The organism is bacterium (assembly GCA_008933615.1).
In the GTDB taxonomy this organism is placed as follows: domain Bacteria; phylum CLD3; class CLD3; order SB21; family SB21; genus SB21.
The window spans coordinates 43,571-65,241 of the sequence record WBUR01000023.1; the positions used below are offsets into that span (position 1 = coordinate 43,571).

Here is a 21,671-nt window from a genome sequence, read left to right on the forward strand (position 1 = left end):
TGGATATCTTGATTTCTCGAACCAGCATCCAGATTAGTATTTTTTGAATAATTAAGTCACAATCATTAATAGTTCCCTTAACGTTCACCAAAACGGAGTAAACATGAATTTGAATCAAATTCGTGCGGCAGCGGTATGTATGTTTCTTTTGATTGCTGGCACCAATATCAGTGCACAGCAGAGCGACATCCAGTGGGTTCCTTATAACGGATCGATTCCAACCAATGCGGTTGTTGGCGGATCTGAAAATGGGCAGCCTATGTATGTTGGGCGGGTGTCATTTGAAGGAGGAATGCATCCAGGCAAAGTAATATCCGGCGGTTTCTGCAACATTGGCTGGGGCGGCAAGGAATATTCATTCAATCAGGGATTTGAAATTCTAACCGCGCCTGCAAATTCCGTTACATGGGTGGAATACCGCGGAACCCTTCCGTCGAACGCAATTCCTGGTGGTTACAATGATCCAGGCCAGGTCGAGCCGTTGTATATCGCTAAACATGCATACAAAGGCGGTGAACATTGCGGTAAACTCTGGGCGAATGCATGCAATATTGGATGGGGCGGTGCGGAAATTGTTCTCAATCAGAAAATCTTTGTTTTAGCTACAGTGACTCCACCAAAAACAAAAGTGCAGTGGGTTTCATACAGCGGATCAATTCCTGCCAACGCGGTTGTTGGTGGATCTGAAAATGGACAATCCATGTTCGTCGGACGCGTGTCATTTCAGGGCGGAATGCATCCAGGCAAAATATTGCCCGGTGGAGGAGGTATATGCAATATCGGCTGGGGCGGCAAAGAGCATTCCTTCAATAGCGGATTTGAAGTTTTGACGGCGCCGGCAAATACCGTTGCCTGGGTTGAATATAAGGGATCCGTACCGGCGAATGCGATTTTGGGCGGATACAATGATGCAGGCAAACGCGAGCCGCTATACATTGCAAAACATGCATACAAAGGCGGCGAGCACAGCGGTAAACTTTGGGCGAATGCATGTAATATCGGTTGGGGCGGTGCAGAAGTTGTTCTCAAGGAAAAAATCTACATTTTAGTTGCGCAAACATCATCAAGCGTAGCTCAGCCTGCCGTAATTAATACGGTCAAGGCCACCGGCGCTACGGTTCGAACGACTTCTAAATCATACTTCGTGGGCCAGACTATTACCGTTGAATACAGCGGATTTCCCGGCAGCAGTTCCGCATGGATTACTATTGTTACTAAAGGAAAAGCCGACAGCGAGTGGGGAGAAAGTCAGTACGCGCGAGAAAAATCGGGTAAATTGGAATATGATATCCCCTTCATTAGTCCAGGAGAATATGAAGTTCGTGGCTACTTCGATTCCTTTGATTATAAGGTTCAAGCGCGTTATTCCTTTAAAATCGAAAGTGGCGGTCAATAAAACCCAGCAAGAATATTAGTCTTCAGTAAGCCCCGGTTGCACCATGCAGCCGGGGTTTTATTGTTTTAATTTAATTTACAAGTAATAATATCTGCCAACTTACCTTTACATTAGCAGAATTTTACAATTGTGTGAATAAAAGTACTTGACAAATAAAGCAATTTCTCTTATTTTAAGATAAAAGAGTCCGAAATGCTTTAATAGCGGAATTGAGAATCATGTTACTATCAAAAAGTTGTTTATACGGAGTTCGCGCAGCGATGTATATGGCCACATTGGAACAGTCAGAGTACGTCACCATTCAGCAGATATCCGAAAAACTCAATATCTCATTTCATTTTCTAACGAAAATACTTCAGACCTTAACTGAAAATAACATTATGGTTTCGTATCGCGGCCCCAAAGGCGGAGTTGCTTTAGCCCGGCCGTCTAAGGATATCAAGCTGATAGAAATTGTGGATGCAATAGATGGAACGCATATTTTTTCTGAATGTATTTTTGGATTACCCGGTTGCGGTAATATGACGCCATGCCCGTTACACGGGGAATGGGAGCGGGAAAGGGAGAAGATTCGACGTATGTTTAGCGATACTACATTGGCCATACTCGCCGATAAAATTAACGTGTTTAATTTGCGCATTTCCGATACCGACGGTGCTCCGATTAACCCAAAGTTATTTAAGTCTTTGACGATGACCCATCGTAAAAGGAAATAAAATTTTTTTGAATCTAATTAAGATAAAAGTGTCTTAAATCCTAAATAACTATTAAGGAATATTACATGGAAAGTATCGATAATCTTACGCTTTCAGAGATTGTAATCAAATATCCGTTCTCGGCAAACATATTTGAAAAACACCGATTAGATTTTTGCTGCGGAGGGAAAAAAACATTATCAGCCGCATGCGCGGAAAACGGGATTGATGTTGCGGGAATCTGCGGCGAACTGGCACAAGCAAATAATCAAGCTTCATACCGCTCAGATAAGATCGAATTCAATGATATGAACCTAAGTTTGCTAATCGACTATATCGAAAGCAATCATCACGCGTATGTTCGAAACGCTATACCTGTTATACAAGCTCATCTGCAAAAAGTAGTGAACGCGCACGGAAAAAATCACCCTGAGATGAAAAAAATAAACGAACATTTTGATGATGTGGCCGACGAAATGGCCATGCATATGAAAAAAGAGGAACAAATGCTGTTTCCTTATATTCGCCAAATGGCCGAATCGCATAATAAGCGGCATATTGTTGAACCACCTGCATTTAAAACCGTACGTAATCCGATCAGCGTGATGGAATTTGAGCACGAGCGCGCAGGACAAGCCATGGCGAAAATACGAACCATCAGTCATAACTACGAACCTCCGGCCGATGCGTGCACTACGTTTCGATTATGCCTGACCGAGCTGGATGAATTCGAGCGCGATCTGCACAAACATGTTCATCTTGAAAATAATATTTTGTTTCCAAAAGCTGTCACCATTGAAAATGCATTAATTAAAGTAGTCTAATAACCAAATAATGGAGAAAGAAAATGAAACTTCTAAAAGCATCTCTTATTCTATTTGCCCTTAGCGCCATGTTGTGGGCTTGCGGCGATAGCGGTGAGAAAGTTAAAGCAACGCCAACTAAACCGGCAAAAGCTGCGAATCCGAACGGATTGACCGATTTTGAAATGGAACACGGCATTGGCCCTATTAAGGAAGTGCTTAAACTAAGTGAGACAATTGATGTTGCGCTTGCAAAAAAAGGCGAGAAAACATTTGAATTAAAGTGTTTCCAGTGCCACCGTGTGGATTCGAAATTGGTAGGCCCTCAGCTACATGACGTGACAAAGCGCAGAAAACCGGAGTACATAGTGAACATGATGTTGAATCCTGAGGGCATGATCCAAAAACATCCGGAAGCAAAAAAACTTTTCGCGCAATTTCTGACTCCCATGGCTAATCAGAATCTTACTAAAGACGAGGCCATGTCCATACTGGAATACTTAAGAAAAGAAGCTAAGGAAGTTAAAAAGGGTTCTTAATCAATTTTTGCCGGCGAACTGAAAGTTCGTCAATTTTCACACGTGTAACAACTAACCTAGTGGAGGAAAGAGAATGAAAAAAACAGCCATTGCATGGGCAAGTTTATTTCTGACCTGCGGCATGCTTATGATCGCATGCCAGTCAAAAGACAAACAAAAAACCGATTCGACCGGAATCACGGCCGCTCCCGCCGGCATGTCGGGGATCAAGGATGATGTTTCCCAAAAGACTGTAGTTCAGGTCGCCGTCGGTTCGCAGGATCATACCACTCTAGTAACCGCATTGCAAGCGGCAGGGTTGGTGGACGTATTGGCTAATCCGGGGCCATTCACCGTGTTCGCTCCAACGAATGCCGCCTTTGACAAACTGCCAAAAGGCACGGTGGACGAACTGCTGAAGCCCGAGAAAAAAAGAGATTTGAAAAACATTCTCCAACATCATGTTACTGTCAGCATGTTTAAAACCGAATCATTCAAAGACGGACAGGTTTTAGAAATGGCAGGCGGTTCGAAGATTACTTTATCCGTGAAGGACGGCCAAGTAAAAATTGGCGATGCCGCTATTATTGGAACTGTCCAGGGCTCCAATGGAATTGTTCATGTTATTGACGGGGTTTTATTACCTCCGGCAAAAAAATGACTTTGAGAAATTAGAATGAAGAAGTGGGTCTTTAATTGGAATTACGTTAGTAGATAAATAGATTGCCAGTAACTCATTCACTTAATAAGGAGATTAAGATGTGGAGCAAAATTAAACTCAGTAAGCTGACTTACGTTGCCCTTGCATTGCTAATCGGAGGATTAATGTTCATTGTATGTTCTCCGAAGAAAGATACTATGGGAACGGATGATGCCGCTTCAAAAGTGTTCGTCCCGCCCGGTAGTTATGATGAATTCTACGCCTTTTTGTCCGGCGGATTTAGCGGACAAGTTTCCGTGTACGGACTACCAAGCGGACGACTGTTAAAAGTTATTCCCGTATTCTCAGTTAACCCTGAGAACGGATGGGGCTACACCGAAGAAACAAAACCGATGTTATCCAGCATACACGGATTTATTCCATGGGATGACAGCCATCACCCTGAATTATCCATGACGGAAGGCGTGCCCGACGGCCGCTGGCTGTTCATTAATGCGAATAATACTCCGCGCATTGCCCGCATTAATCTTGGCACTTTCAGAACGGATGAGATTCTTGAAATTCCGAACAGCGGCGGAAGTCACGCTTCGCCGTTCACGACCATTAATACGGAATATGTCGTTTCGGCAACGCGTTTCAGCGTTCCTATCCCGGATAAAGATGTGCCCATTGCAAGCTATAAAGAGAATTTTAGAGGCACGATCACGTTTGTCAAAGTGGATCCCAAAGAAGGCGATATGAATATTGCCTTTCAAATCCTCGTGCCGGGTTATAATTTTGATCTGAGCCATGCAGGCAAAGGCCCCTCCCATGGATGGTTCTTTTTCTCGTGCTACAATACAGAGCAGGCGCACACGCTACTGGAAGTCAATGCAAGCCAGAACGATAAAGATTTTATTATGGCTGTGAATTGGAAAAAAGCAGAGGAATATATTGCTCAGGGTAAATTTAAGGAATGGATAAGCGAATATCAGCGCAACCGATGGGACGAGAAAACTCAGACCACCGTCGTAGAGAAATTAAGCAAAGTTAAAATGCTTGACCCGAAAGAATGCCCCGACATGTTATACCTGATGCCGTGTCCTAAATCTCCGCACGGCGCGGATGTAGATCCTACGGGTGAGTACATTGCAGCCGGCGGAAAGCTGGCCGGCATAGTTCCGGTCTTTTCATTTTCAAAGATGATTAAAGCGATCGAAGATAAGGCGTTTGACGGCGACCGCGAAGGAATACCAGTACTAAAATATGATGCCGTATTAGCCGGTGAAGTTCAGGAGTCCGGACTCGGGCCACTGCATACCGAGTTTGACGATAAAGGATTTGGTTATACTTCACATTTTATTACTTCGGAAGTGGTAAAATGGAAAATCGGTACATGGGAAGTAGTGGATCGTATTCCGACCTATTACTCCATCGGGCATCTAATGATTCCCGGCGGCGATAGCAAGAAACCGTGGGGCAAGTATCTATTGGCGATGAACAAGATCACCAAAGATCGTTACCTGCCTACGGGTCCGGAACTCACGCAATCCGCTCAATTATTTGATATCAGCGGCGAAAAAATGAAAATGCTGTCAGATTTTCCAACGATCGGCGAACCTCATTACGCACAGGGTATTGCAGCGGATCTTGTAAGAAAACGTGAAGTGAAATTCTTTGACATAAATAAAAACGAGCACAAATATGTGACCAAAGGCCCGAGAGAGGCGAAAGTTGTTCGAACAGGTAAAGAGGTTCACGTTTGGATGACTGCATCCCGTTCGCACTTTACGCCGGATAATATCGAAGGATTTAAAGTTGGCGATGTGGTTTATTTCCACGTAACTAACATCGAACAGGATTGGGACGTTCCGCACGGATTTGCTATCAAAGGAACGCAAAATTCCGAATTGCTCATTATGCCGGGTGAAACATGTACGATGAAGTGGGAACCGAAGAAAGCGGGTATTTATCCGTTCTATTGCACAGACTTCTGCTCCGCGCTTCATCAGGAAATGCAGGGCTATGCCCGCGTATCCGACGTGAATTCAAATGTGCCTATTACGTTTAATAAGGACTGATTTTCAGGTGGAACCGAATGAGGGAGACGCAAGTCTCCCTCTTTTTTTAAGTCTTAGGAGTTGAGTATGTCAAAAAATTCGAAAATTATCATTGCCGCAGCGTCGCTGCTCTTGGTTGTCCTGTATTTTTTCCCAATGTGGATTATTGACCTCGATGCGCCGCAATATCCCGAGGGCATTGGATTACACATCTGGATCAACAAAATCAGCGGTCAAAAGCCCAATGATCTTAATACGATCAACGGTCTCAATCATTATATCGGAATGAAAATAATAACGCCGGAGGATATTCCGGAATTAAAACTCATGCCTTATATTGTGGCCTTTCTGATTTTCACGGGATTAATGGTATCACTTGCCGGGAAAAGGTTTTTGCTTAATGTCTGGGTTATTATATTCTTTTTAGTACTGGCTGCAGGGCTCTTTGACTTCTATATGTGGGAATACGACTACGGGCATAACTTGGATCCGCATGCCGCGATCAAAGTTCCAGGCATGACGTATCAGCCTCCGTTGATTGGAACAAAACAGTTATTGAATATGAAGACGACGTCTTTGCCGCATATCGGCGCAATCGTTGCGGGAATTTCGTTCATGTTGGGAGTATTTATCATGACCGTAGAGGCCCGTCATTCCAGAAAAAATAAGGAACCGGAACATGTTGAACAAGAATAGAAACTTATTGGTTTTCGTAATTCTCATTACGTCAATCGTATCATGTCAAAATAACCCGGAAGCGATCGATTACGGTCATGACGATTGCGCGCATTGCCGGATGGTGATCAGCGACAAGAAATTTGGCGCTGAATTGATCACACAAAAAGGAAAAATATTTAAATTTGACTCGATAGAATGTATGGCGTCTTATTACCGTCATACTGAATTTACTGATGTGCAATCTTTGTGGACCATTGATTTTTCAAATCCAGTAATGTGGGTCAAAGCAGAAGGCGCTTATTATTTGCAAAGTAAAAACCTTCCAAGTCCGATGGGTATGTTTCTGTCATCGTTTGCCAACCGCGAGACAGCAGAAGCGATGAGATCACAGATGGAAGGGAATCTACTGGACTGGCAGGAAGTGATGAGTTTGGTCGCGAAGAAATGATTTTACTGAATGGTATTTTATCGTATATTCTCAGTTGTGAATACAGACTGATCCTCGATAATGAAATTAAATGAGCCGGAAATAGAAATTATTGCATGGAAAACAAGCTTGAATATAAAACGCATTCCGATCAACGGGTCAGGCGCCAAATAGGAACATGGCTTTTGGTTGGTTATAGTATGGTGTTCATTATGTTAATTCTTGGCGGCACGACGCGGCTTACGCAGTCCGGTTTATCCATCGTCGAATGGAATGTCATAATGGGTATTGTTCCTCCTTTAAACGACAACGATTGGAACAGCGCATTTGAAAAATACAAACAATTTCCTGAATATAATATTCTGAATAAGACGATGACCGTGGAAGATTTTAAAGGAATTTTCTGGTGGGAGTATATTCATCGGGTATGGGGGCGCTTGATCGGGCTCGTTTTTATTATTCCGTTCACGATTTTTATTTTTCAAAATAAATTAAATGTTCCTTGGATCAGGCGGTTGACCGGTGTTTTCCTGATCGGCGCTTTCCAGGGTTTTGTAGGGTGGTATATGGTAAAAAGCGGATTGATTGATAATCCGCACGTCAGCCATTATCGACTAACTTTACATTTATTTCTCGCATTCTCTATTTGCGGACTTCTTCTATGGTATGCAACAGAATGGTTGACTAAAAACGAGTTTGAAAAAAACATTTTTGTAAATAATTTTTTTGTACGGAAATTTTCGACGGCTGTTGTAATACTCATTCTTCTTCAAACAATGCTGGGCGGTTTGGTTGCGGGACTTAAAGCAGGGTACATGTTCAACACCTATCCGAAAATGGGAGTTGATTGGCTGCCGGAAGCCGCATGGATGATGGAGCCGCTTTGGATTAATTTTCTGGAAAATGGCGTTATGATTCAATTTATCCACAGAACGATGGCTTTAGTCGTATTGGCATCTATTTTTGTGTTTTGGATTAAGACACGGGCACTGGAATTATCGTCACGTTTGAGAATGGATATCCGGCTTTTGGTTATCATGGTGATTGTTCAACTCACGTTAGGCATTGTAACCATTTTATTTTCCGTGCCTGTCTTTTGGGGCGTGGCGCATCAGGCAGGCGCCCTGGTATTATTTAGCATTGCAGTGAGGGTGCGTTTTCAATTAGGACGACAAGATGAATTTGACCCATTAGAAAACAATGAATCAATTTAATATAGAAGATGATAAAATAAGGTTCTCCAGCCTTCTGATTCCTACCTGGTCCCGCCAACACGGCGCATATATTTCGTTGATCACGAGTTGGCTGATCGGCACGTTGTTAAGTGAATCTTTGAGCCGAACTCACGCAGTCGTGATCGTCTTTTTGCTGGCCGGCTTAAACCTCGGAGAATTAGTTCAAGAATATCTGAAAAAAAAGTTTGCCGTAACCATTCGAAAAAAAATGTGGATCGTCTTGTACGGATTCCTCGCTGCGGCATCAGGGTATAATTTATTGAAAGGTGCTGTAACGTTTAGTTTTATTTTTCCGGTTTTGGCGGCGGTTAGCGTAGTGTATATTTATTTGAGCCTGAAAAGAGAACACAAACATGTTCTGTCCGAACTATTGGCCTTTGCTTCGATAGCTATGGCCGGGCTTATTGCATTCAACCCTGATCAAGCACCCGGATTAGAGTTTCTAAAATTATGGGTTTTATTGTTTTGCTATTTCGGCTCGAGCGTTTTTTTGGTTAAGGCACGATTTGACAAAGTATCATTCAAAGAGATACTGTCTTATTTAGTATTTTGCCTACTGCTGACTGTTTTTTTGATTGATATTTCAATTGCCGTGATAAGCGTCTTATTACTTATAATTACAAAATTGTTGGTCGTGGTTTTGGCGATCGATTGGTACAAAAGGTTGCCGATAGCCAAGATTGGATTTATGGAATTCGGGTACTGTTTTGTTTTAGTTACCGTGCTGCTGATAGCGCATTAAATGGGTTGTTGCGGCGGCACGGCTTTAAAATAAGGAAATACATTCATGCATCACAAAGTTATTATTGAACCGTTTAAGATCAAGACGGTTGAGCCTATTTACATGACGACGGAAGAAGAGAGGACAGGGTTCTTACAAAAGGCTCATTATAATCCATTTCTTCTCCATTCCGATCAGGTGTTGATTGATCTGCTGACCGACAGCGGAACTTCTGCGATGAGTTCGCGGCAGTGGTCGGCGATGATGTCAGGCGATGAATCGTATGCCGGCGCCAAAAGTTGGCTGAAATTTGAAAAGGTGGTCAAAGATCTCACCGGATATCCTCATATTTTACCTACGCATCAGGGGCGTGCGGCTGAACGAATTTTATACGGTTACCTGGGCGGAAAGGGCAAAGTGTTTTTCAGTAATACTCATTTCGATACCACGCGCGCAAATATTGAATTCAGCGGCGCGACGGCGATTGACTGTCCGGTTGAAGAAGCGCTTAACCCTTCATTGGATTATCCGTTCAAGGGTAATTTGGATGTTGTTAAATTGGAAGCATTGATCAAACAGAACGGTACAAAGAATGTAGCCGCTGTTATTCTCACCGTTACGAATAATTCCGGTGGCGGACAGCCGGTCAGTATGGAAAACGCAAAAGCGATCAGTAAGATTTGCAAAAAACATGGAGTGCTTTTTATCATCGACGCCTGTCGTGTGGCTGAAAACGCCTATTTCATTCGGCATCGTGAAAAAGCATATGAGAATAAATCTTACCGGGAAATAGCGCAGGAAATGTTTTCTCTCGCCGACGGATGCGTAATGAGCGCAAAAAAAGACGGTCTCGTTAATATCGGCGGTTTCTTGGCTCTGCGGGATAATGAAATTTCCGATGCTTGTACTAATTTGTTGATCATTACCGAAGGGTTTACAACCTACGGGGGCCTCGCAGGGCGGGACATGGAAGCTATTGCGGTCGGGTTAGAAGAAGTATTCGAAGAAGATTATTTGAAATATCGCATCCGCAGTACTCAATACTTAGGTGAAAAGATAAGTAAGATGGGCATTCCGATCATGTTGCCCGTTGGAGGGCATGCAGTGTACGTAGATTCTAAGGCATTGTATCCGCACATTCCGGTGGATCAGTATCCCGGGCAGGCTCTTGTGTGCGAACTCTATCTTAAAGGTGGTATTCGCTGCGTTGAAATCGGATCGGTCATGTTCGGTAAATACGATGATAACGGAAAATTAGTCCCCGCATCGATGGAACTCGTGCGCCTCGCCATTCCGCGGCGAGTCTATACGCAGAGCCATGTTGATTATGTTGTGGAAGTGTTTCAGGAGATCATCGACACGAAAAAATCTGTACGCGGCATTCGAATCACACATGAACCGAAATTTCTGCGCCATTTTACCGCTCATTTTGAGAGAATGCAATGAAAAATTGTTCTACATTCTTAACCTTTTTTCTGTTCATTTGTGCTCTAGGATCGAAAGTTCACACCAAAGATCTGATTGTCAAGCCTGACGGTGATATTCGTTCGATTAAGCAGGCATTGATATTATCGCAAAATGGAGACAGGATTATTGTTCATGCGGGACGTTACGCTGAGGGAACTATTACAGTGGACAAATCCGTTACTATCCTGGGTATAGGAAAACCTGTTATTGACGGAGAAGGTAAAGGCGAAATATTTACGATTACAGCGCATGGCGTCATTATCGAAGGGTTGATAATCCAAAACGCAGGGATTAGTTATGTGCAGGAAAATGCAGGTATACGATTGAAAGACGTTCAACGCTGTATTATTCGAAATAATGAGCTCAAGATGAACTTCTTTGCAATTTATCTTGCTAAATCGTCGGATTGCTTGATTGAGAATAATCATATCCGGTCTGCGGGTACGACGGAATCATCTTCCGGCAACGGCATTCATTTATGGTCATGCAGGAAAATCACAATTAAAAACAATACGATCACCGGCCATCGGGACGGAATCTATTTTGAATTTGTCAAAGAAGGCAGAATCATTGGAAATGTCAGCGAGCAAAACCTCCGTTACGGCCTGCATTTCATGTTCTCAGACAGTTGTATGTATACTAAAAACACTTTTCGTGATAATAGCGCCGGTGTGGCCGTGATGTATACTAAGAGCGTGACCATGGTAGAGAATACGTTTGAGTACAACTGGGGTCCGTCTTCTTATGGTATCTTATTAAAAGATATTTCCGACAGCGATATTGAAAAAAATTTGTTTATTGGAAACAGTACCGGATTGTATATTGAAGGTTCGATTCGACTGAATATCCGAAAAAATGATTTTATTCGAAACGGGTGGGCAGTTAAATTGATGGCCAATTCGTATGGGAATCTTTTTTCAGAGAATAATTTTATCGGTAATTCATTTGACGTCGCGACAAACAGCCGGAGCAATTTCAGCACCTTTGAGGGTAATTACTGGAGCGCGTATTCCGGGTATGATCTGGACCGTAACGGAGTTGGGGATATTCCGTTTCGACCGGTTTCGCTGTTTTCTTTCATTACTCAGCAGCAACCGGCATCGCTAATCCTCCTCCGGAGTTTTTTTGTGTCTATTCTGGATGTGGCGGAAAAAATGATCCCTGTTTTAACGCCGGAAACTTTGATGGATACAAAACCAATGATGCGGAGGATATTGTGATAAGAATCGTTGGTTTAGAAAAGAGCTTTAAGAAATTGGAAGTCCTCAAGGGCGTACATTTCGAAATACGTCCCGGCACGGTCACTGCGATCATCGGCCCTAATGGTTCTGGGAAATCAACGATTATCAAAACGATCCTTGGATTAGTCAAGCCGGACAAAGGTGAACTATTCGTGAAAGAAGAAAAATTGAATGGCGGTTCGTCTTACAAAAAAAATATTGGGTACATGCCTCAATCGGCGAGGTTTCCCGAGAATTTGAAATTAGACGAACTGATCGGTATGATAAAAGATTTGCGCCATAATCCGGCAGATTGTGACGAGGAACTGTTTACCCTTTTCGAACTTGAAAAAGAATATCAAAAGCCTGTTAGAACATTGTCCGGGGGCACGAGGCAGAAAGTGAATGCTTACATCGCATTCATGTTTAATCCGGACATTCTTATCCTGGATGAACCTACCGCGGGTCTGGATCCCATCTCAAGTAGTTTTTTGAAGGATAAGATAATGAAAGAGAAGGAAAACGGTAAAACAATCATTCTGACTTCGCATATTATGAGTGAGTTGGAGGAGCTTTCAGAAAAAATCGTATTTCTTCTTGATGGAAAGATCTGTTTTGAGGGCAGCGCAGAGGAACTCCGGATAAATACGGGTGAAGATAAATTGGAAAGATCGATCGCACAAATCATGAAAGGGCACGTATCGTGGACGGTACCGCAAAAATATTAAAATTTGAACTGCAGGATGTCCTGCGAAGCAAATGGATGATATTATATGCCGTATTTTTTTTACTACTGACAGAAGGTCTGTTCCGGTTCGGTGGTACACAGGCTAAAGTGATTCTGAGCCTGATGAATATCGTGCTGATCATTATCCCGTTGGTTAGTATTGTTTTCGGAACGATGTACCTGTACCATTCCAGAGAATTTATAGAGCTTTTGCTCTCGCAGCCGATTGAGCGGGGTAAAATATTTTGGGGCGTATACAGCGGGTTAGCCATTCCGTTGTCGGCCGGATTCGCTCTTGGAGTAATTATTCCAAGCTTGATGTATGGCATTCATACATCGCAGGAAGCTGGGATGATGGGAATGCTGATATTGTCTGGAGTTTTTCTTACTTTTATATTTGTCGCATTATCTTTTTCCATTTCCATTCGTTACGAGGACCGCTTAAAAGGATTGGGACTTTCCATTCTGCTGTGGTTCTTTTTTGCAATAATGTACGACGGGATCGTTTTGATTCTGATCTATACCTTCGGTGATTACCCGTTAGAAAAAGCAATGATCGGCGTCAGTCTTCTGAATCCGATTGACATCGCAAGAACATTGATGTTGTTACAGTTTGATATTTCTGCTTTAATGGGATATACGGGCGCGGTCTTTCACAAATTTTTTGCAGGGTGGACCGGCATGATCATCTCGGTATCTTTTTTAATGATGTGGATTGGCATCCCGCTTTTTTCGGGGCAGCGGATATTTAATAGAAAAGATTTTTAATCTGTGAAAACATCATCTTTATATTCTTGCGTTTCATGGCTGCTGCTGGCAGTGATGATTTGGGAATTCGTTCCTTCTTCAGCGTTTCAAGAGGATGAGTTATGCCGAAGGCATGTGAACTGCAGTTGTAAGGCCTTAGAATGTACCTGTAAGGATGAAGAGATACATCGGTATGACATCGATCAATGCGTGTTAAGTTCTGATGATTGCGTACCTAATGAAAAGAATCAGCCGATAGTCCTTCGATTTGAAGGCCTCGTAAGCGTGTTTCGTTATTTGTTTTCAATAAAGGTAACTCCTCTGTTATATCAACAGACTGCAACTAAAACCGATTCACCCTATGTTTTTGAGATTTTCCACCCGCCGAATGTCTGACCATTTCCTCGTTTATACCTAAAAATCAAACAAAAATTACATCTCACCGCTCAAGGTGGGGATATGCCTCCCCAATAAGAGCGGTGCGCTTAATACATTCAAAGACAGGAGTTTTCCATGTTTACGAAGTTCGGATTACCGTTCTTTTTTGTTTCCATTTTGGTTTGTCTCATGTTCTTAACCGGTTGTTCTGATGATAAACAAGCCACTAAATTGCAATTGCTTAAAATTGCGGATGTGACCGTTGATTCTGCAGAAACGATCGTCAGCTTGTATGCCGAAGATTCGCTTCAGGTTGGCTACAACAGAGTCTACTTCAGCATGAAGACCACTGATGATGGGCACGAAGTTGATGATGCCCATATTATGCTTCTGCCGATGATGGATATGACGGACATGGGCATGATGCACTCAAGTCCTTATGAAATGCCATCGGAGGAACTCATAGACGGATATTTCCAGGGTGCCTTGGTATTTACCATGCCGAGCTACGATGAGGGTCATTGGACATTGACGGTCACCTTTCACAATTATCATAATAACAAAGAGGGTTCCGCAGTGTTTGATCTCATGATAAAGAACTCTACTGATGTAAAGGCTTTGACCGTAGGCGCTGATAAGTATATAGTGACACTCATTGACATGAAAGAACCACAGGTTGGTTTAAACGACTTTGAAATAGGTCTCTATAAAAAACAAACAATGATGAGTTTTCCTCCTGTCACAAGTGCGTCGGTTAGCATTGAGCCCACCATGCCGTCGATGGGCCATGGTTCTTCAAACAATGTAAATCCGGTACATACGGTTATGGGAAGATACCTTGGCAAAGTTAATTTCACAATGACCGGAGATTGGCAGGTGGATGTAAATGCTGCTATTAACGATACGACCATGCTTTCTACACATTATGGCCTTACGGTTGAATAGAAACGGGGGGCGGATACACCGCCCCTTTTTTCTAATTATAGGAATTACTTTATGAGAAAGTTAACAATTACATTTATCATCGTGTTCATTCTTCCAATTTCAATCCAGGCTCAAATTCAAAGTGTAGAATGTCGCGGTGTAGTAACGGATGCGGTAACAAACGAGCCGATTTCATATGCACATGTTAGTATTTTAAATACAAAACGAGGATGCACCTGCGATAAAGACGGGCGTTTTACTTTATCGCTGCCGCAAGGCGAGCATGAAATTCGTTTCTCTGCCATGGGCTATCAGGAAAAGCGTATGTTGATTCGATCGCAGGAAATACAAGCGAGCGAAATAGAGGTATCACTTTTCACACGGACCATTGTGCTGACGGAGGAGGTAGTCATCGCGAATCGGGGGCCGGTAAGGGATCTTCGATCTCTTTATGATCAGAATATGAATACGATCGACGACTTGAGCAATAAAATAGACGGAGTAGCGCTTATCCAGCGGGCCAATTTTACGTCGGAGCCTTCTATCCGCGGTATGAGTTCCGGCCAGGTAGCTGCGGTCGTTGACGGCATGAAAATATTCAGCGCCTGCGTCGATCATATGGATCCGGTATCAGCTTATGTGGAAGTTGAAAATTTGAAAAAACTAGAAATTAGCAAAGGTGCATTTGATCTTCGTTTTTCACAAAACATAGGCGGGACGATTAATATGATCACAGAAAAACCTGATTTTGACAAAAATTTATTTACTGAAAACGAGGTTGGGTATGAATCGGTATCACGCTTGAAACGCGTCAGGTCGGTGGTTAACGTAAGCCGTGATGATATCGCTATGCGTGCAACCTTCTCATACAAACGCGCCGGTGATTATTATGCCGGTCGAAACAATCGTGTCTCTCGTTCAGGCTTTGAAAAAAATAATTACAAACTCGATTTTTCAAAGAAAATCGAAGCCGAGCACCAGCTGGATATATCGTTTATAGGTGACAATGCGTGGGATATTGGTTATCCGTCCATGCTTATGGATACGCGTAAAACGAAGTCGCAGATCTACAGTATCGAACACCGGTGGGAACGGACTTCTTCACGCATTCGGCTTATCGAAAGCAAGATATACGCTAATCATATCGAACACTGGATGGATGATTATGATCGCGATGTAATATCGCGAAGTGTTATGAAAGATATGTACATGCCGATGTTTGGGCAAACTACTACCGTGGGCGTTACGGAACAGGCTTTGATAGTCGACAAAAAACAGACGTTAAGAATTATTGGCGAATACTACTACCTCGACGCATTTGCCGATATGGCCATGGAAAGTATCACTAAAAATGTTTCGCCTATGTACCTGGTAAATCTCGGAAGCGTCGGCGTTAATAATATTTCACTTGCAGTCAATTACGATAGAGCAGTAAGCACGCGATTTTACTGGAAACTGAATGCACGGTCCGATTATTCAAATAGAAATGTCCATAACAAAACGGGAAGGCGATTACTTGAAGGAACCATTGACACGCCATTGCATCAAACTTATTTTACCGCTGCTATTAGTTCCGTTATGGAATATCATTTCAGTCCGGCTTATACTATGTCCATCGCATTAGCGCAAAGTGAACGTATGCCGACGCATCTCGAGAATTACGGCTTTTATCTTTATAATATTCAGGATGGTTATTTTTATATGGGAAACCCGAATTTGAAACCGGAACAAAGCCGACAAATTGAATGGCGTTTGAATTCACAACATACAGCCAGCCAGTATCAATTAAGCGTATTTTATAATACCACAAGCAATTATGTGATTGGCGTGCTGACAGACAGTGAATTTAAAACTTACATAAACACGGACAGAGCAAGGATAGCCGGTGCTGAATGCAGCGGAACATTAAACCTGTCCGCCAGATGGAGCATCGCAGCGTCGGCGAGTTATTTGTATGGTGAAAATGACGAACTAAATGAACCGCTACCCCTCATAGCTCCGCTTCAGGGATCGGCCGCCATAGTTTATCAGAAAGAAAAAATATGGCTCGGTTTAGATGCCCGTTTGGCTGCCGCGCAGAAACGCATTGCCAGCAAAACCACTCTTGAAGACAAAACAAATGGTTTTGCGGTACTGAATATTCGTGGTTCAGTAAAATGGAATTCCCATTTTGAATGGAAATTTGGAGTTGAGAATATTTTTGATAAATTATATCACGAACATTTGAGTGTCAATAATCTTCCGGGGCGCGGTAGAAATATTTATGCCGGAATTATAGTTACGTATTAACGTATCCTTTCCACAATTCTAATCTGATCGGAACGATTATTTTGCTTATACTTTATTTTATATCCGTTACTATTCATATTCTCTTTGCTGCCATTTGGTTCGGAGGATCCGTTCTGGTTATTTTGCTATATCAGCATGAGAGTAAGTCGATAAATTATTTTAGAAGCGATTCGTCTAACAACTATTCGATGATTCAAGCGTTTCGTAAGTTAAGCTGGGTTTGTTTTTTTCTTCTATTTGTTACAGGCTTATACAATCTCTTTGTTCGCGGGTACAGCTGGTATGATCTTTTCAGCTCGGAATTCTGGGTTGGATATTTTGGAGAAACTCTGTTAGTAAAATTAGTGCTCTTTGCCTGGGTTCTCACCAGCGCTATTGTAAACGACTACTTATTAAGGAATCTGATTGCCGGTAAACTGTATATCAAAACTGAAGAAACGATTCGATTATTCCAGAGATCATTGTTTCTGCTTAGAGCTAACCTGGTATTGGGGTTTTGTATATTAATCTGCGCAGTCATGTTGGTTCGCGGACGACCGTGGTAAATTGTATTGGTTAAAGTAAGGAAGGATTATTTTGTAATATGCCGCCACTTACACGTTATTGGATTAAAGCAGGCTTCGTAAATTTTTCAGCCGCATTATTATTGGCCGTTTTAATTCAGCTGTCATCAGTCATTATATTGCCGGAGTTTATTTTCGCGATGAATCCGGTATACTTTCATTTGTTTCTTGTGGGTTGGATCACACAGATCATCATGGGCGTTTCATTTTGGATGTTTCCGCCGGTAAATAAGGATCATCCTCGAGGCCTTGAAATTCTCGGGTGGATTTCATTTGTCTGCATTAATGTCGGATTAATTTGCCGAGTGGTAGGTGAGCCCCTGGTCTTTTTAGATCCCGTAAGTGAGTGGCGATGGATCCTTATTGCTTCGGCTATATTGCAGTGGATCGGCGGCATGTTATACGTTATTCATATTTGGCAGCGTGTAAAAGGAAAACAAATTCCAGCGACAAACGTCATTCGTGTTTTATAAGGTTGTAAGTTATGCCGACTCTTAGCGTGTGGTTGATACAATGTTCACTGGCTTATTTGGGACTTGGGTTTACGATTGGAGCTTTGATATTATTCAACAAAGCCATACATGTAATTCCCTTTGTGTGGAGCCTGTTACAGATGCATATCGAGTTTTTGTTGCTTGGCTTTATTCTGCAGTTGACGATGGGTGTCGCGTTTTGGATATTTCCAAGGCTTCAGACCACGTCAGATCGGGGAGACGTAAGAAAGGCTGCTATGGCCTTTGTTTTTCTCAATGCAGGTATATGGATATGCTCTATCGCTCCGTTTATTTCCATTTCCTACATTCTATTGATTGGCCGCGTTTGTCAGACAGCAGCTGTGATACTTTTTATCCTCAATCTCTGGCCGCGCGTCTATGCATTTGGTAAGTATTAGAAAGTCTCAACAATGGTAGTCTCAATCTTTTGAAACCGATACGCCGCTCTTAAGAATATTCTCAATCCCGTCTTTCACATTATATACTTTTGTGAATCCGAGATTGGTCATTATCGACGAGGCTTTGGAACTTCGATTTCCGGATCGGCAGTAGATATAATATGTTTTCTCCTTGTCCAGCCCTCTTATCTTATCTTCAAAATCGGCCTGCATGATGTCGATCGAGACCGATTGAGCCACATGGCCGCTTTTGTATTCGCCGGGTGTCCGGACATCCAAAACAATTCCTGAATCTTTCTGAAGCATCTCTGCAAATTCCACGGCATTGATGGATTTGTATCCTGCTGGTTGCTGGGCGCAGCTGACGGCGGCAAAAATCAAAAAACCAATGCATATCGCCAAAACGTTCTTGTAATAGCGATATACGCCTTGTATGAAATAATGTATTAATGTTACCAACGAAGAATTCCTCCGGATAAATTGACAACATTAAATCCCTGTGCTTGTAGAAATTTGCAGGCGCTCATACTTCTGTTGCCGCTACGGCAGTAAACCACAATTTCTTTTGTACGATGCTTTTCAAGTTCGGCCACTCTGCGTTGGAGTTCGCCCAACGGTATTAACGTAGAACCAGGAATATTCTGTGATTTGTGTTCAAACACCTCCCGAACGTCGAGCAAAACGGGTTTTTCATTCTTAATGCGTAAACGCAATTGGTCGGCATCCACTTGCGGGATAGTTTGCGAACTGAATAGTCCAAAAAGACTCATAACAAAGAATTCCTTTCTAATTAGCTATTTTTGTAGAAACGTGACGCTCCAGATTCCGCGCAGATCTTCCATAGAGTGGCCAACTGCATTATCGTTGGGATATAGTTTCTTAATTATATCATAATCGGCCGATGTAATGTCCGTTCCAATGTCGCCGTGGCAATTTAAACATAGCGGAGTCGTAATTTGAATCGGCATATAAAAGACAACGTCGCCATTAGCCTTACGGCGCACGGCCGGTTTGAGATGCTTTTCGGCGGTTTTTAGTTCGGCATACTCTTTCAGAACTATTTCCTCATCGTTGTCGGCTTTGTTATCCACGTTTCTGGTCCAAATGGTAGCCCGTTTTATTCGCACATTATATTTGTCTGAGAGCGAATCGACCAGCGGATAGGCGTGGAGATTGCAATAAGTGACAGCTTCAGAAACGCCGCCGCGCGCTAAGGCCTGCGACAGTTGCCCCGATAAAACCTCAAAAGTAGTCTTTACGATCTTTTTTCCATTTTCAGTATATTGCCGGGATTCTGTTTCCGTCAAAGGTTTTTTATTGTTTTGAGTGGTACATCCGTTAAGTACCAGCATTGCGGCAATGGAATAAAAAACCAAATGTCTCATGATATTAACTTGATTACAGATTAAATTATAAAAACCGAAAAATAAATGTTTTACATCTATGATATCTATTTAATGATAGTAACAAATCTTATGTCCAAATGCCATAGACTTACTATGGTAAATCAGAGACGGCTTTTTTTCTTTTAAAAACGAGCTTATTCAAAATATCTTCCATCAGACACCATTTGGTGAACGAGGATTGAAGAAGATTGAGGCCCACAAACGCTGTAAACCAGTACCATTGGGCATTTACATAATACCCCAAAACCAAGCTCAGTAAAATAAATGTTCCGGCTATTGCGCGGATGGTTCTCTCTAACATAAAGCGTCCTTTCATAGTCTTTAGTTTTAATGTTTAATCAGTTTTATACTGCGTTCTCCACGGCCAATTGAAAAGCGCGGATTGGATTGAGTAACTTATTTTCCTTTGAATAATTCTCAATAGCAGACAATAGTTCTTGTGCCTTATCCGCAGCCACAAATGCAAATATCAGGTGAGAATAGATGGTAAGATGGCGATGCACAAACCAATCATCCTGTTCGTGCTGTTCCTGATGTAGCTTGAATCCTTGAATTGGTGCCTCACTATAAACCGGCACCTTGTGAGTAATAAATAGTTTCCGTAAATGGTCTGCGTATTCTTCAATACTCATGACAACAATTAGTTTCATAAGTCACCTTTATTAAAAAAATTAATGATTAGTTAATTCCGTTTTAACGGCCTTGCCGTTACCCTTGTTATTATCTTGCTGTAGTTCTTCTGGTGATGCAGAAGTAAGTTCGTATTTTTTACGTTCCGTCATGTAATAGATCAAAGGAACAATGACCAGTGTCAACGCGGTTGAAGCAATGGACCCTCCAACCAAAGAGATAGCCAGCCCCTGAAAGATCGGATCGAATAAGATGACAAAAGCGCCAATAACCACTGCGCCTGAAGTTAATAGAATCGGCGTTGTACGCACTGCCCCGGATTCAATGATCGCGTGTTTCAGCGGAATACCTTCGGCCAGGCGAATGTCTATAAAATCGATAAGTAAAACCGAATTACGAACCATGATTCCGGCTAGTGCGATCATACCGATCATAGACGTAGCTGTGAAAAACGCGCCAAAGATCCAATGACCGATCAAAATCCCGATCAATGACAGCGGAATCGCAACCATCATGACCAGCGGAACTTTAAATGACTGAAACCAACCGATGATCAGCAGATAAATGATAGCCAAAACGACGGCGAAGGCCGCTCCAAGATCTCTGAACACTTCGAAAGTTATGTGCCACTCTCCATCCCACTTCATGGAGATGCGCTCCACCATAAAAGGCTGTTTGGTAAATAGTTGGTCTATCGCATAGCCTTCAGGCAGTTTTAAATTTGCAATACGTTTTTCCATATCCATAATTGCATAAACCGGGCTTTCCAATTTACCCGCAACATCGGCTGTTACGTAAACCACGCGCTGCTGATTTTTTCTGTAAATGGTCTTGTCCTGAAGTTTCTGCGTAACGGTTACGAGTTCTGAAATGGGAACCATCGCGCCGCTCATGGAACGGATCTGAATGTCTTTCAAGTTACGTACACTTGAACGCTCCTTCTCTGCCAGTTTTAATTGAATAGCAACCGGTTCATGCTCCTTCGGTTTATAAAGCGTTGCTGCGTTCATTCCGTTCAAGCCGATGCCGAGCGCTTGAACTATTTGCTGCGAATTGACGCCGGAGAGCATGGCTTTTTCTTTGTTGATCTCGAATTTGTATTCAGTCTGATCGTCTTCTACGAACCAGTCGACGTCGACTACGCTTTCTGTGGCCTCAAAGATCGAACGAATCTGTTTTGCAATATCAATCTGCCGTTGATAATCCGGGCCGTATATTTCTGCAACCATGGTTGAAAGGACGGGCGGGCCGGGAG

General features: G+C 42.6%; 25 protein-coding genes. 19 read left to right on the forward strand and 6 right to left on the reverse strand.

What is annotated here, in order from left to right:
• The first annotated feature begins 103 nt into the window (after window positions 1-103).
• From F9K33_09945 to F9K33_10035, 19 genes are all read left to right on the forward strand, one after another.
• The gene (locus tag F9K33_09945; GenBank protein ID KAB2879282.1) at window positions 104-1,396 is read left to right on the forward strand and encodes a DUF3421 domain-containing protein; all 1,293 of its coding nucleotides are present in this window, start codon (window positions 104-106) and stop codon (window positions 1,394-1,396) included.
• A 218-nt stretch (window positions 1,397-1,614) separates the two neighbouring features.
• Entirely contained in the window at window positions 1,615-2,112 is a 498-nt protein-coding gene (locus tag F9K33_09950) for an Rrf2 family transcriptional regulator (GenBank protein ID KAB2879283.1), read from the forward strand.
• A 65-nt stretch (window positions 2,113-2,177) separates the two neighbouring features.
• Window positions 2,178-2,915, forward strand: a complete 738-nt coding sequence (gene ric / locus F9K33_09955; GenBank protein ID KAB2879284.1) for an iron-sulfur cluster repair di-iron protein — start codon at window positions 2,178-2,180, stop codon at window positions 2,913-2,915.
• 23 nt (window positions 2,916-2,938) lie between these two features.
• On the forward strand, window positions 2,939-3,433 hold the full coding sequence (locus F9K33_09960) for a c-type cytochrome (protein ID KAB2879285.1): 495 nt from the start codon (window positions 2,939-2,941) through the stop codon (window positions 3,431-3,433).
• A 73-nt stretch (window positions 3,434-3,506) separates the two neighbouring features.
• On the forward strand, window positions 3,507-4,073 hold the full coding sequence (locus F9K33_09965) for a fasciclin domain-containing protein (protein ID KAB2879286.1): 567 nt from the start codon (window positions 3,507-3,509) through the stop codon (window positions 4,071-4,073).
• Between the two features lie 98 nt (window positions 4,074-4,171).
• Window positions 4,172-6,133 (forward strand): Sec-dependent nitrous-oxide reductase, encoded by a 1,962-nt coding sequence (gene nosZ / locus F9K33_09970; GenBank protein KAB2879287.1) that lies wholly within the window; start codon window positions 4,172-4,174, stop codon window positions 6,131-6,133.
• A gap of 66 nt (window positions 6,134-6,199) precedes the next feature.
• On the forward strand, window positions 6,200-6,808 hold the full coding sequence (locus tag F9K33_09975) for a hypothetical protein (GenBank protein KAB2879288.1): 609 nt from the start codon (window positions 6,200-6,202) through the stop codon (window positions 6,806-6,808).
• Window positions 6,792-7,238, forward strand: coding sequence for a nitrous oxide reductase (locus tag F9K33_09980; protein KAB2879289.1), 447 nt, complete (start codon window positions 6,792-6,794; stop codon window positions 7,236-7,238). The genes F9K33_09975 and F9K33_09980 overlap by 17 nt, the downstream gene beginning before the upstream one ends.
• 95 nt (window positions 7,239-7,333) lie before the next feature.
• Entirely contained in the window at window positions 7,334-8,431 is a 1,098-nt protein-coding gene (locus F9K33_09985; GenBank protein KAB2879290.1) for a heme A synthase, read from the forward strand.
• Window positions 8,418-9,194: a YwiC-like family protein gene (locus F9K33_09990; protein ID KAB2879291.1), complete on the forward strand. Its 777-nt coding sequence runs from the start codon at window positions 8,418-8,420 to the stop codon at window positions 9,192-9,194. The genes F9K33_09985 and F9K33_09990 overlap by 14 nt, the downstream gene beginning before the upstream one ends.
• Window positions 9,195-9,239: 45 nt before the next feature.
• On the forward strand, window positions 9,240-10,619 hold the full coding sequence (locus F9K33_09995; protein KAB2879292.1) for a tryptophanase: 1,380 nt from the start codon (window positions 9,240-9,242) through the stop codon (window positions 10,617-10,619).
• Window positions 10,616-11,860, forward strand: coding sequence for a nitrous oxide reductase family maturation protein NosD (nosD, locus tag F9K33_10000; protein KAB2879293.1), 1,245 nt, complete (start codon window positions 10,616-10,618; stop codon window positions 11,858-11,860). The genes F9K33_09995 and nosD overlap by 4 nt, the downstream gene beginning before the upstream one ends.
• On the forward strand, window positions 11,857-12,588 hold the full coding sequence (locus F9K33_10005) for an ABC transporter ATP-binding protein (protein ID KAB2879294.1): 732 nt from the start codon (window positions 11,857-11,859) through the stop codon (window positions 12,586-12,588). The genes nosD and F9K33_10005 overlap by 4 nt, the downstream gene beginning before the upstream one ends.
• Before the next feature lie 35 nt (window positions 12,589-12,623).
• The gene (locus tag F9K33_10010) at window positions 12,624-13,355 is read left to right on the forward strand and encodes an ABC transporter permease subunit (protein ID KAB2879305.1); all 732 of its coding nucleotides are present in this window, start codon (window positions 12,624-12,626) and stop codon (window positions 13,353-13,355) included.
• Between the two features lie 492 nt (window positions 13,356-13,847).
• Window positions 13,848-14,657, forward strand: a complete 810-nt coding sequence (locus F9K33_10015; GenBank protein KAB2879295.1) for a FixH family protein — start codon at window positions 13,848-13,850, stop codon at window positions 14,655-14,657.
• A gap of 51 nt (window positions 14,658-14,708) precedes the next feature.
• The gene (locus F9K33_10020) at window positions 14,709-16,925 is read left to right on the forward strand and encodes a TonB-dependent receptor (GenBank protein KAB2879296.1); all 2,217 of its coding nucleotides are present in this window, start codon (window positions 14,709-14,711) and stop codon (window positions 16,923-16,925) included.
• Between the two features lie 41 nt (window positions 16,926-16,966).
• Window positions 16,967-17,470, forward strand: coding sequence for a CopD family protein (locus F9K33_10025; GenBank protein ID KAB2879297.1), 504 nt, complete (start codon window positions 16,967-16,969; stop codon window positions 17,468-17,470).
• Window positions 17,471-17,508: 38 nt separating this feature from the next.
• Window positions 17,509-17,961, forward strand: a complete 453-nt coding sequence (locus F9K33_10030; GenBank protein KAB2879298.1) for a hypothetical protein — start codon at window positions 17,509-17,511, stop codon at window positions 17,959-17,961.
• An 11-nt stretch (window positions 17,962-17,972) separates the two neighbouring features.
• Window positions 17,973-18,380, forward strand: coding sequence for a hypothetical protein (locus F9K33_10035; protein ID KAB2879299.1), 408 nt, complete (start codon window positions 17,973-17,975; stop codon window positions 18,378-18,380).
• 21 nt (window positions 18,381-18,401) lie between these two features.
• Here the strand turns inward: F9K33_10035 and F9K33_10040 are convergent, their stop codons facing one another.
• The 6 genes from F9K33_10040 to F9K33_10065 all read right to left on the reverse strand — a co-directional run.
• The gene (locus tag F9K33_10040) at window positions 18,402-18,686 is read right to left on the reverse strand and encodes a rhodanese-like domain-containing protein (GenBank protein KAB2879306.1); all 285 of its coding nucleotides are present in this window, start codon (window positions 18,684-18,686) and stop codon (window positions 18,402-18,404) included.
• A 146-nt stretch (window positions 18,687-18,832) separates the two neighbouring features.
• Window positions 18,833-19,150: a rhodanese-like domain-containing protein gene (locus F9K33_10045; protein KAB2879300.1), complete on the reverse strand. Its 318-nt coding sequence runs from the start codon at window positions 19,148-19,150 to the stop codon at window positions 18,833-18,835.
• Window positions 19,151-19,174: 24 nt separating this feature from the next.
• Window positions 19,175-19,765 (reverse strand): DUF3365 domain-containing protein, encoded by a 591-nt coding sequence (locus F9K33_10050; GenBank protein ID KAB2879301.1) that lies wholly within the window; start codon window positions 19,763-19,765, stop codon window positions 19,175-19,177.
• A 112-nt stretch (window positions 19,766-19,877) separates the two neighbouring features.
• Complete coding sequence (locus F9K33_10055; protein ID KAB2879302.1) at window positions 19,878-20,087, reverse strand: DUF2892 domain-containing protein; 210 nt, start codon at window positions 20,085-20,087, stop codon at window positions 19,878-19,880.
• 43 nt (window positions 20,088-20,130) lie between these two features.
• Window positions 20,131-20,436 carry a hypothetical protein gene (locus F9K33_10060; GenBank protein KAB2879303.1) on the reverse strand — a complete coding sequence of 102 codons (306 nt, stop codon included), beginning with the start codon at window positions 20,434-20,436 and terminating at the stop codon, window positions 20,131-20,133.
• Between the two features lie 21 nt (window positions 20,437-20,457).
• A partial coding sequence (locus F9K33_10065) for an efflux RND transporter permease subunit (protein ID KAB2879304.1) occupies window positions 20,458-21,671 on the reverse strand: 1,214 nt, incomplete at its 5' end.

Excerpts from the sequence above, each read along its gene's own strand:
- F9K33_09945 (KAB2879282.1), top strand. The coding sequence starts at position 104 with ATGAATTTGAATCAAATTCGTGCGGCAGCGGTATGTATGTTTCTTTTG.
- F9K33_09950 (KAB2879283.1), top strand. The coding sequence starts at position 1,615 with ATGTTACTATCAAAAAGTTGTTTATACGGAGTTCGCGCAGCGATGTAT.
- ric (KAB2879284.1), top strand. The coding sequence starts at position 2,178 with ATGGAAAGTATCGATAATCTTACGCTTTCAGAGATTGTAATCAAATAT.
- F9K33_09960 (KAB2879285.1), top strand. The coding sequence starts at position 2,939 with ATGAAACTTCTAAAAGCATCTCTTATTCTATTTGCCCTTAGCGCCATG.
- F9K33_09965 (KAB2879286.1), top strand. The coding sequence starts at position 3,507 with ATGAAAAAAACAGCCATTGCATGGGCAAGTTTATTTCTGACCTGCGGC.
- nosZ (KAB2879287.1), top strand. The coding sequence starts at position 4,172 with ATGTGGAGCAAAATTAAACTCAGTAAGCTGACTTACGTTGCCCTTGCA.
- F9K33_09975 (KAB2879288.1), top strand. The coding sequence starts at position 6,200 with ATGTCAAAAAATTCGAAAATTATCATTGCCGCAGCGTCGCTGCTCTTG.
- F9K33_09980 (KAB2879289.1), top strand. The coding sequence starts at position 6,792 with ATGTTGAACAAGAATAGAAACTTATTGGTTTTCGTAATTCTCATTACG.
- F9K33_09985 (KAB2879290.1), top strand. The coding sequence starts at position 7,334 with ATGGAAAACAAGCTTGAATATAAAACGCATTCCGATCAACGGGTCAGG.
- F9K33_09990 (KAB2879291.1), top strand. The coding sequence starts at position 8,418 with ATGAATCAATTTAATATAGAAGATGATAAAATAAGGTTCTCCAGCCTT.
- F9K33_09995 (KAB2879292.1), top strand. The coding sequence starts at position 9,240 with ATGCATCACAAAGTTATTATTGAACCGTTTAAGATCAAGACGGTTGAG.
- nosD (KAB2879293.1), top strand. The coding sequence starts at position 10,616 with ATGAAAAATTGTTCTACATTCTTAACCTTTTTTCTGTTCATTTGTGCT.
- F9K33_10010 (KAB2879305.1), top strand. The coding sequence starts at position 12,624 with ATGATATTATATGCCGTATTTTTTTTACTACTGACAGAAGGTCTGTTC.
- F9K33_10015 (KAB2879295.1), top strand. The coding sequence starts at position 13,848 with ATGTTTACGAAGTTCGGATTACCGTTCTTTTTTGTTTCCATTTTGGTT.
- F9K33_10020 (KAB2879296.1), top strand. The coding sequence starts at position 14,709 with ATGAGAAAGTTAACAATTACATTTATCATCGTGTTCATTCTTCCAATT.
- F9K33_10030 (KAB2879298.1), top strand. The coding sequence starts at position 17,509 with ATGCCGCCACTTACACGTTATTGGATTAAAGCAGGCTTCGTAAATTTT.
- F9K33_10035 (KAB2879299.1), top strand. The coding sequence starts at position 17,973 with ATGCCGACTCTTAGCGTGTGGTTGATACAATGTTCACTGGCTTATTTG.
- F9K33_10040 (KAB2879306.1), bottom strand. The coding sequence starts at position 18,686 with ATGCTTCAGAAAGATTCAGGAATTGTTTTGGATGTCCGGACACCCGGC.
- F9K33_10045 (KAB2879300.1), bottom strand. The coding sequence starts at position 19,150 with ATGAGTCTTTTTGGACTATTCAGTTCGCAAACTATCCCGCAAGTGGAT.
- F9K33_10050 (KAB2879301.1), bottom strand. The coding sequence starts at position 19,765 with ATGAGACATTTGGTTTTTTATTCCATTGCCGCAATGCTGGTACTTAAC.
- F9K33_10055 (KAB2879302.1), bottom strand. The coding sequence starts at position 20,087 with ATGTTAGAGAGAACCATCCGCGCAATAGCCGGAACATTTATTTTACTG.
- F9K33_10060 (KAB2879303.1), bottom strand. The coding sequence starts at position 20,436 with ATGAAACTAATTGTTGTCATGAGTATTGAAGAATACGCAGACCATTTA.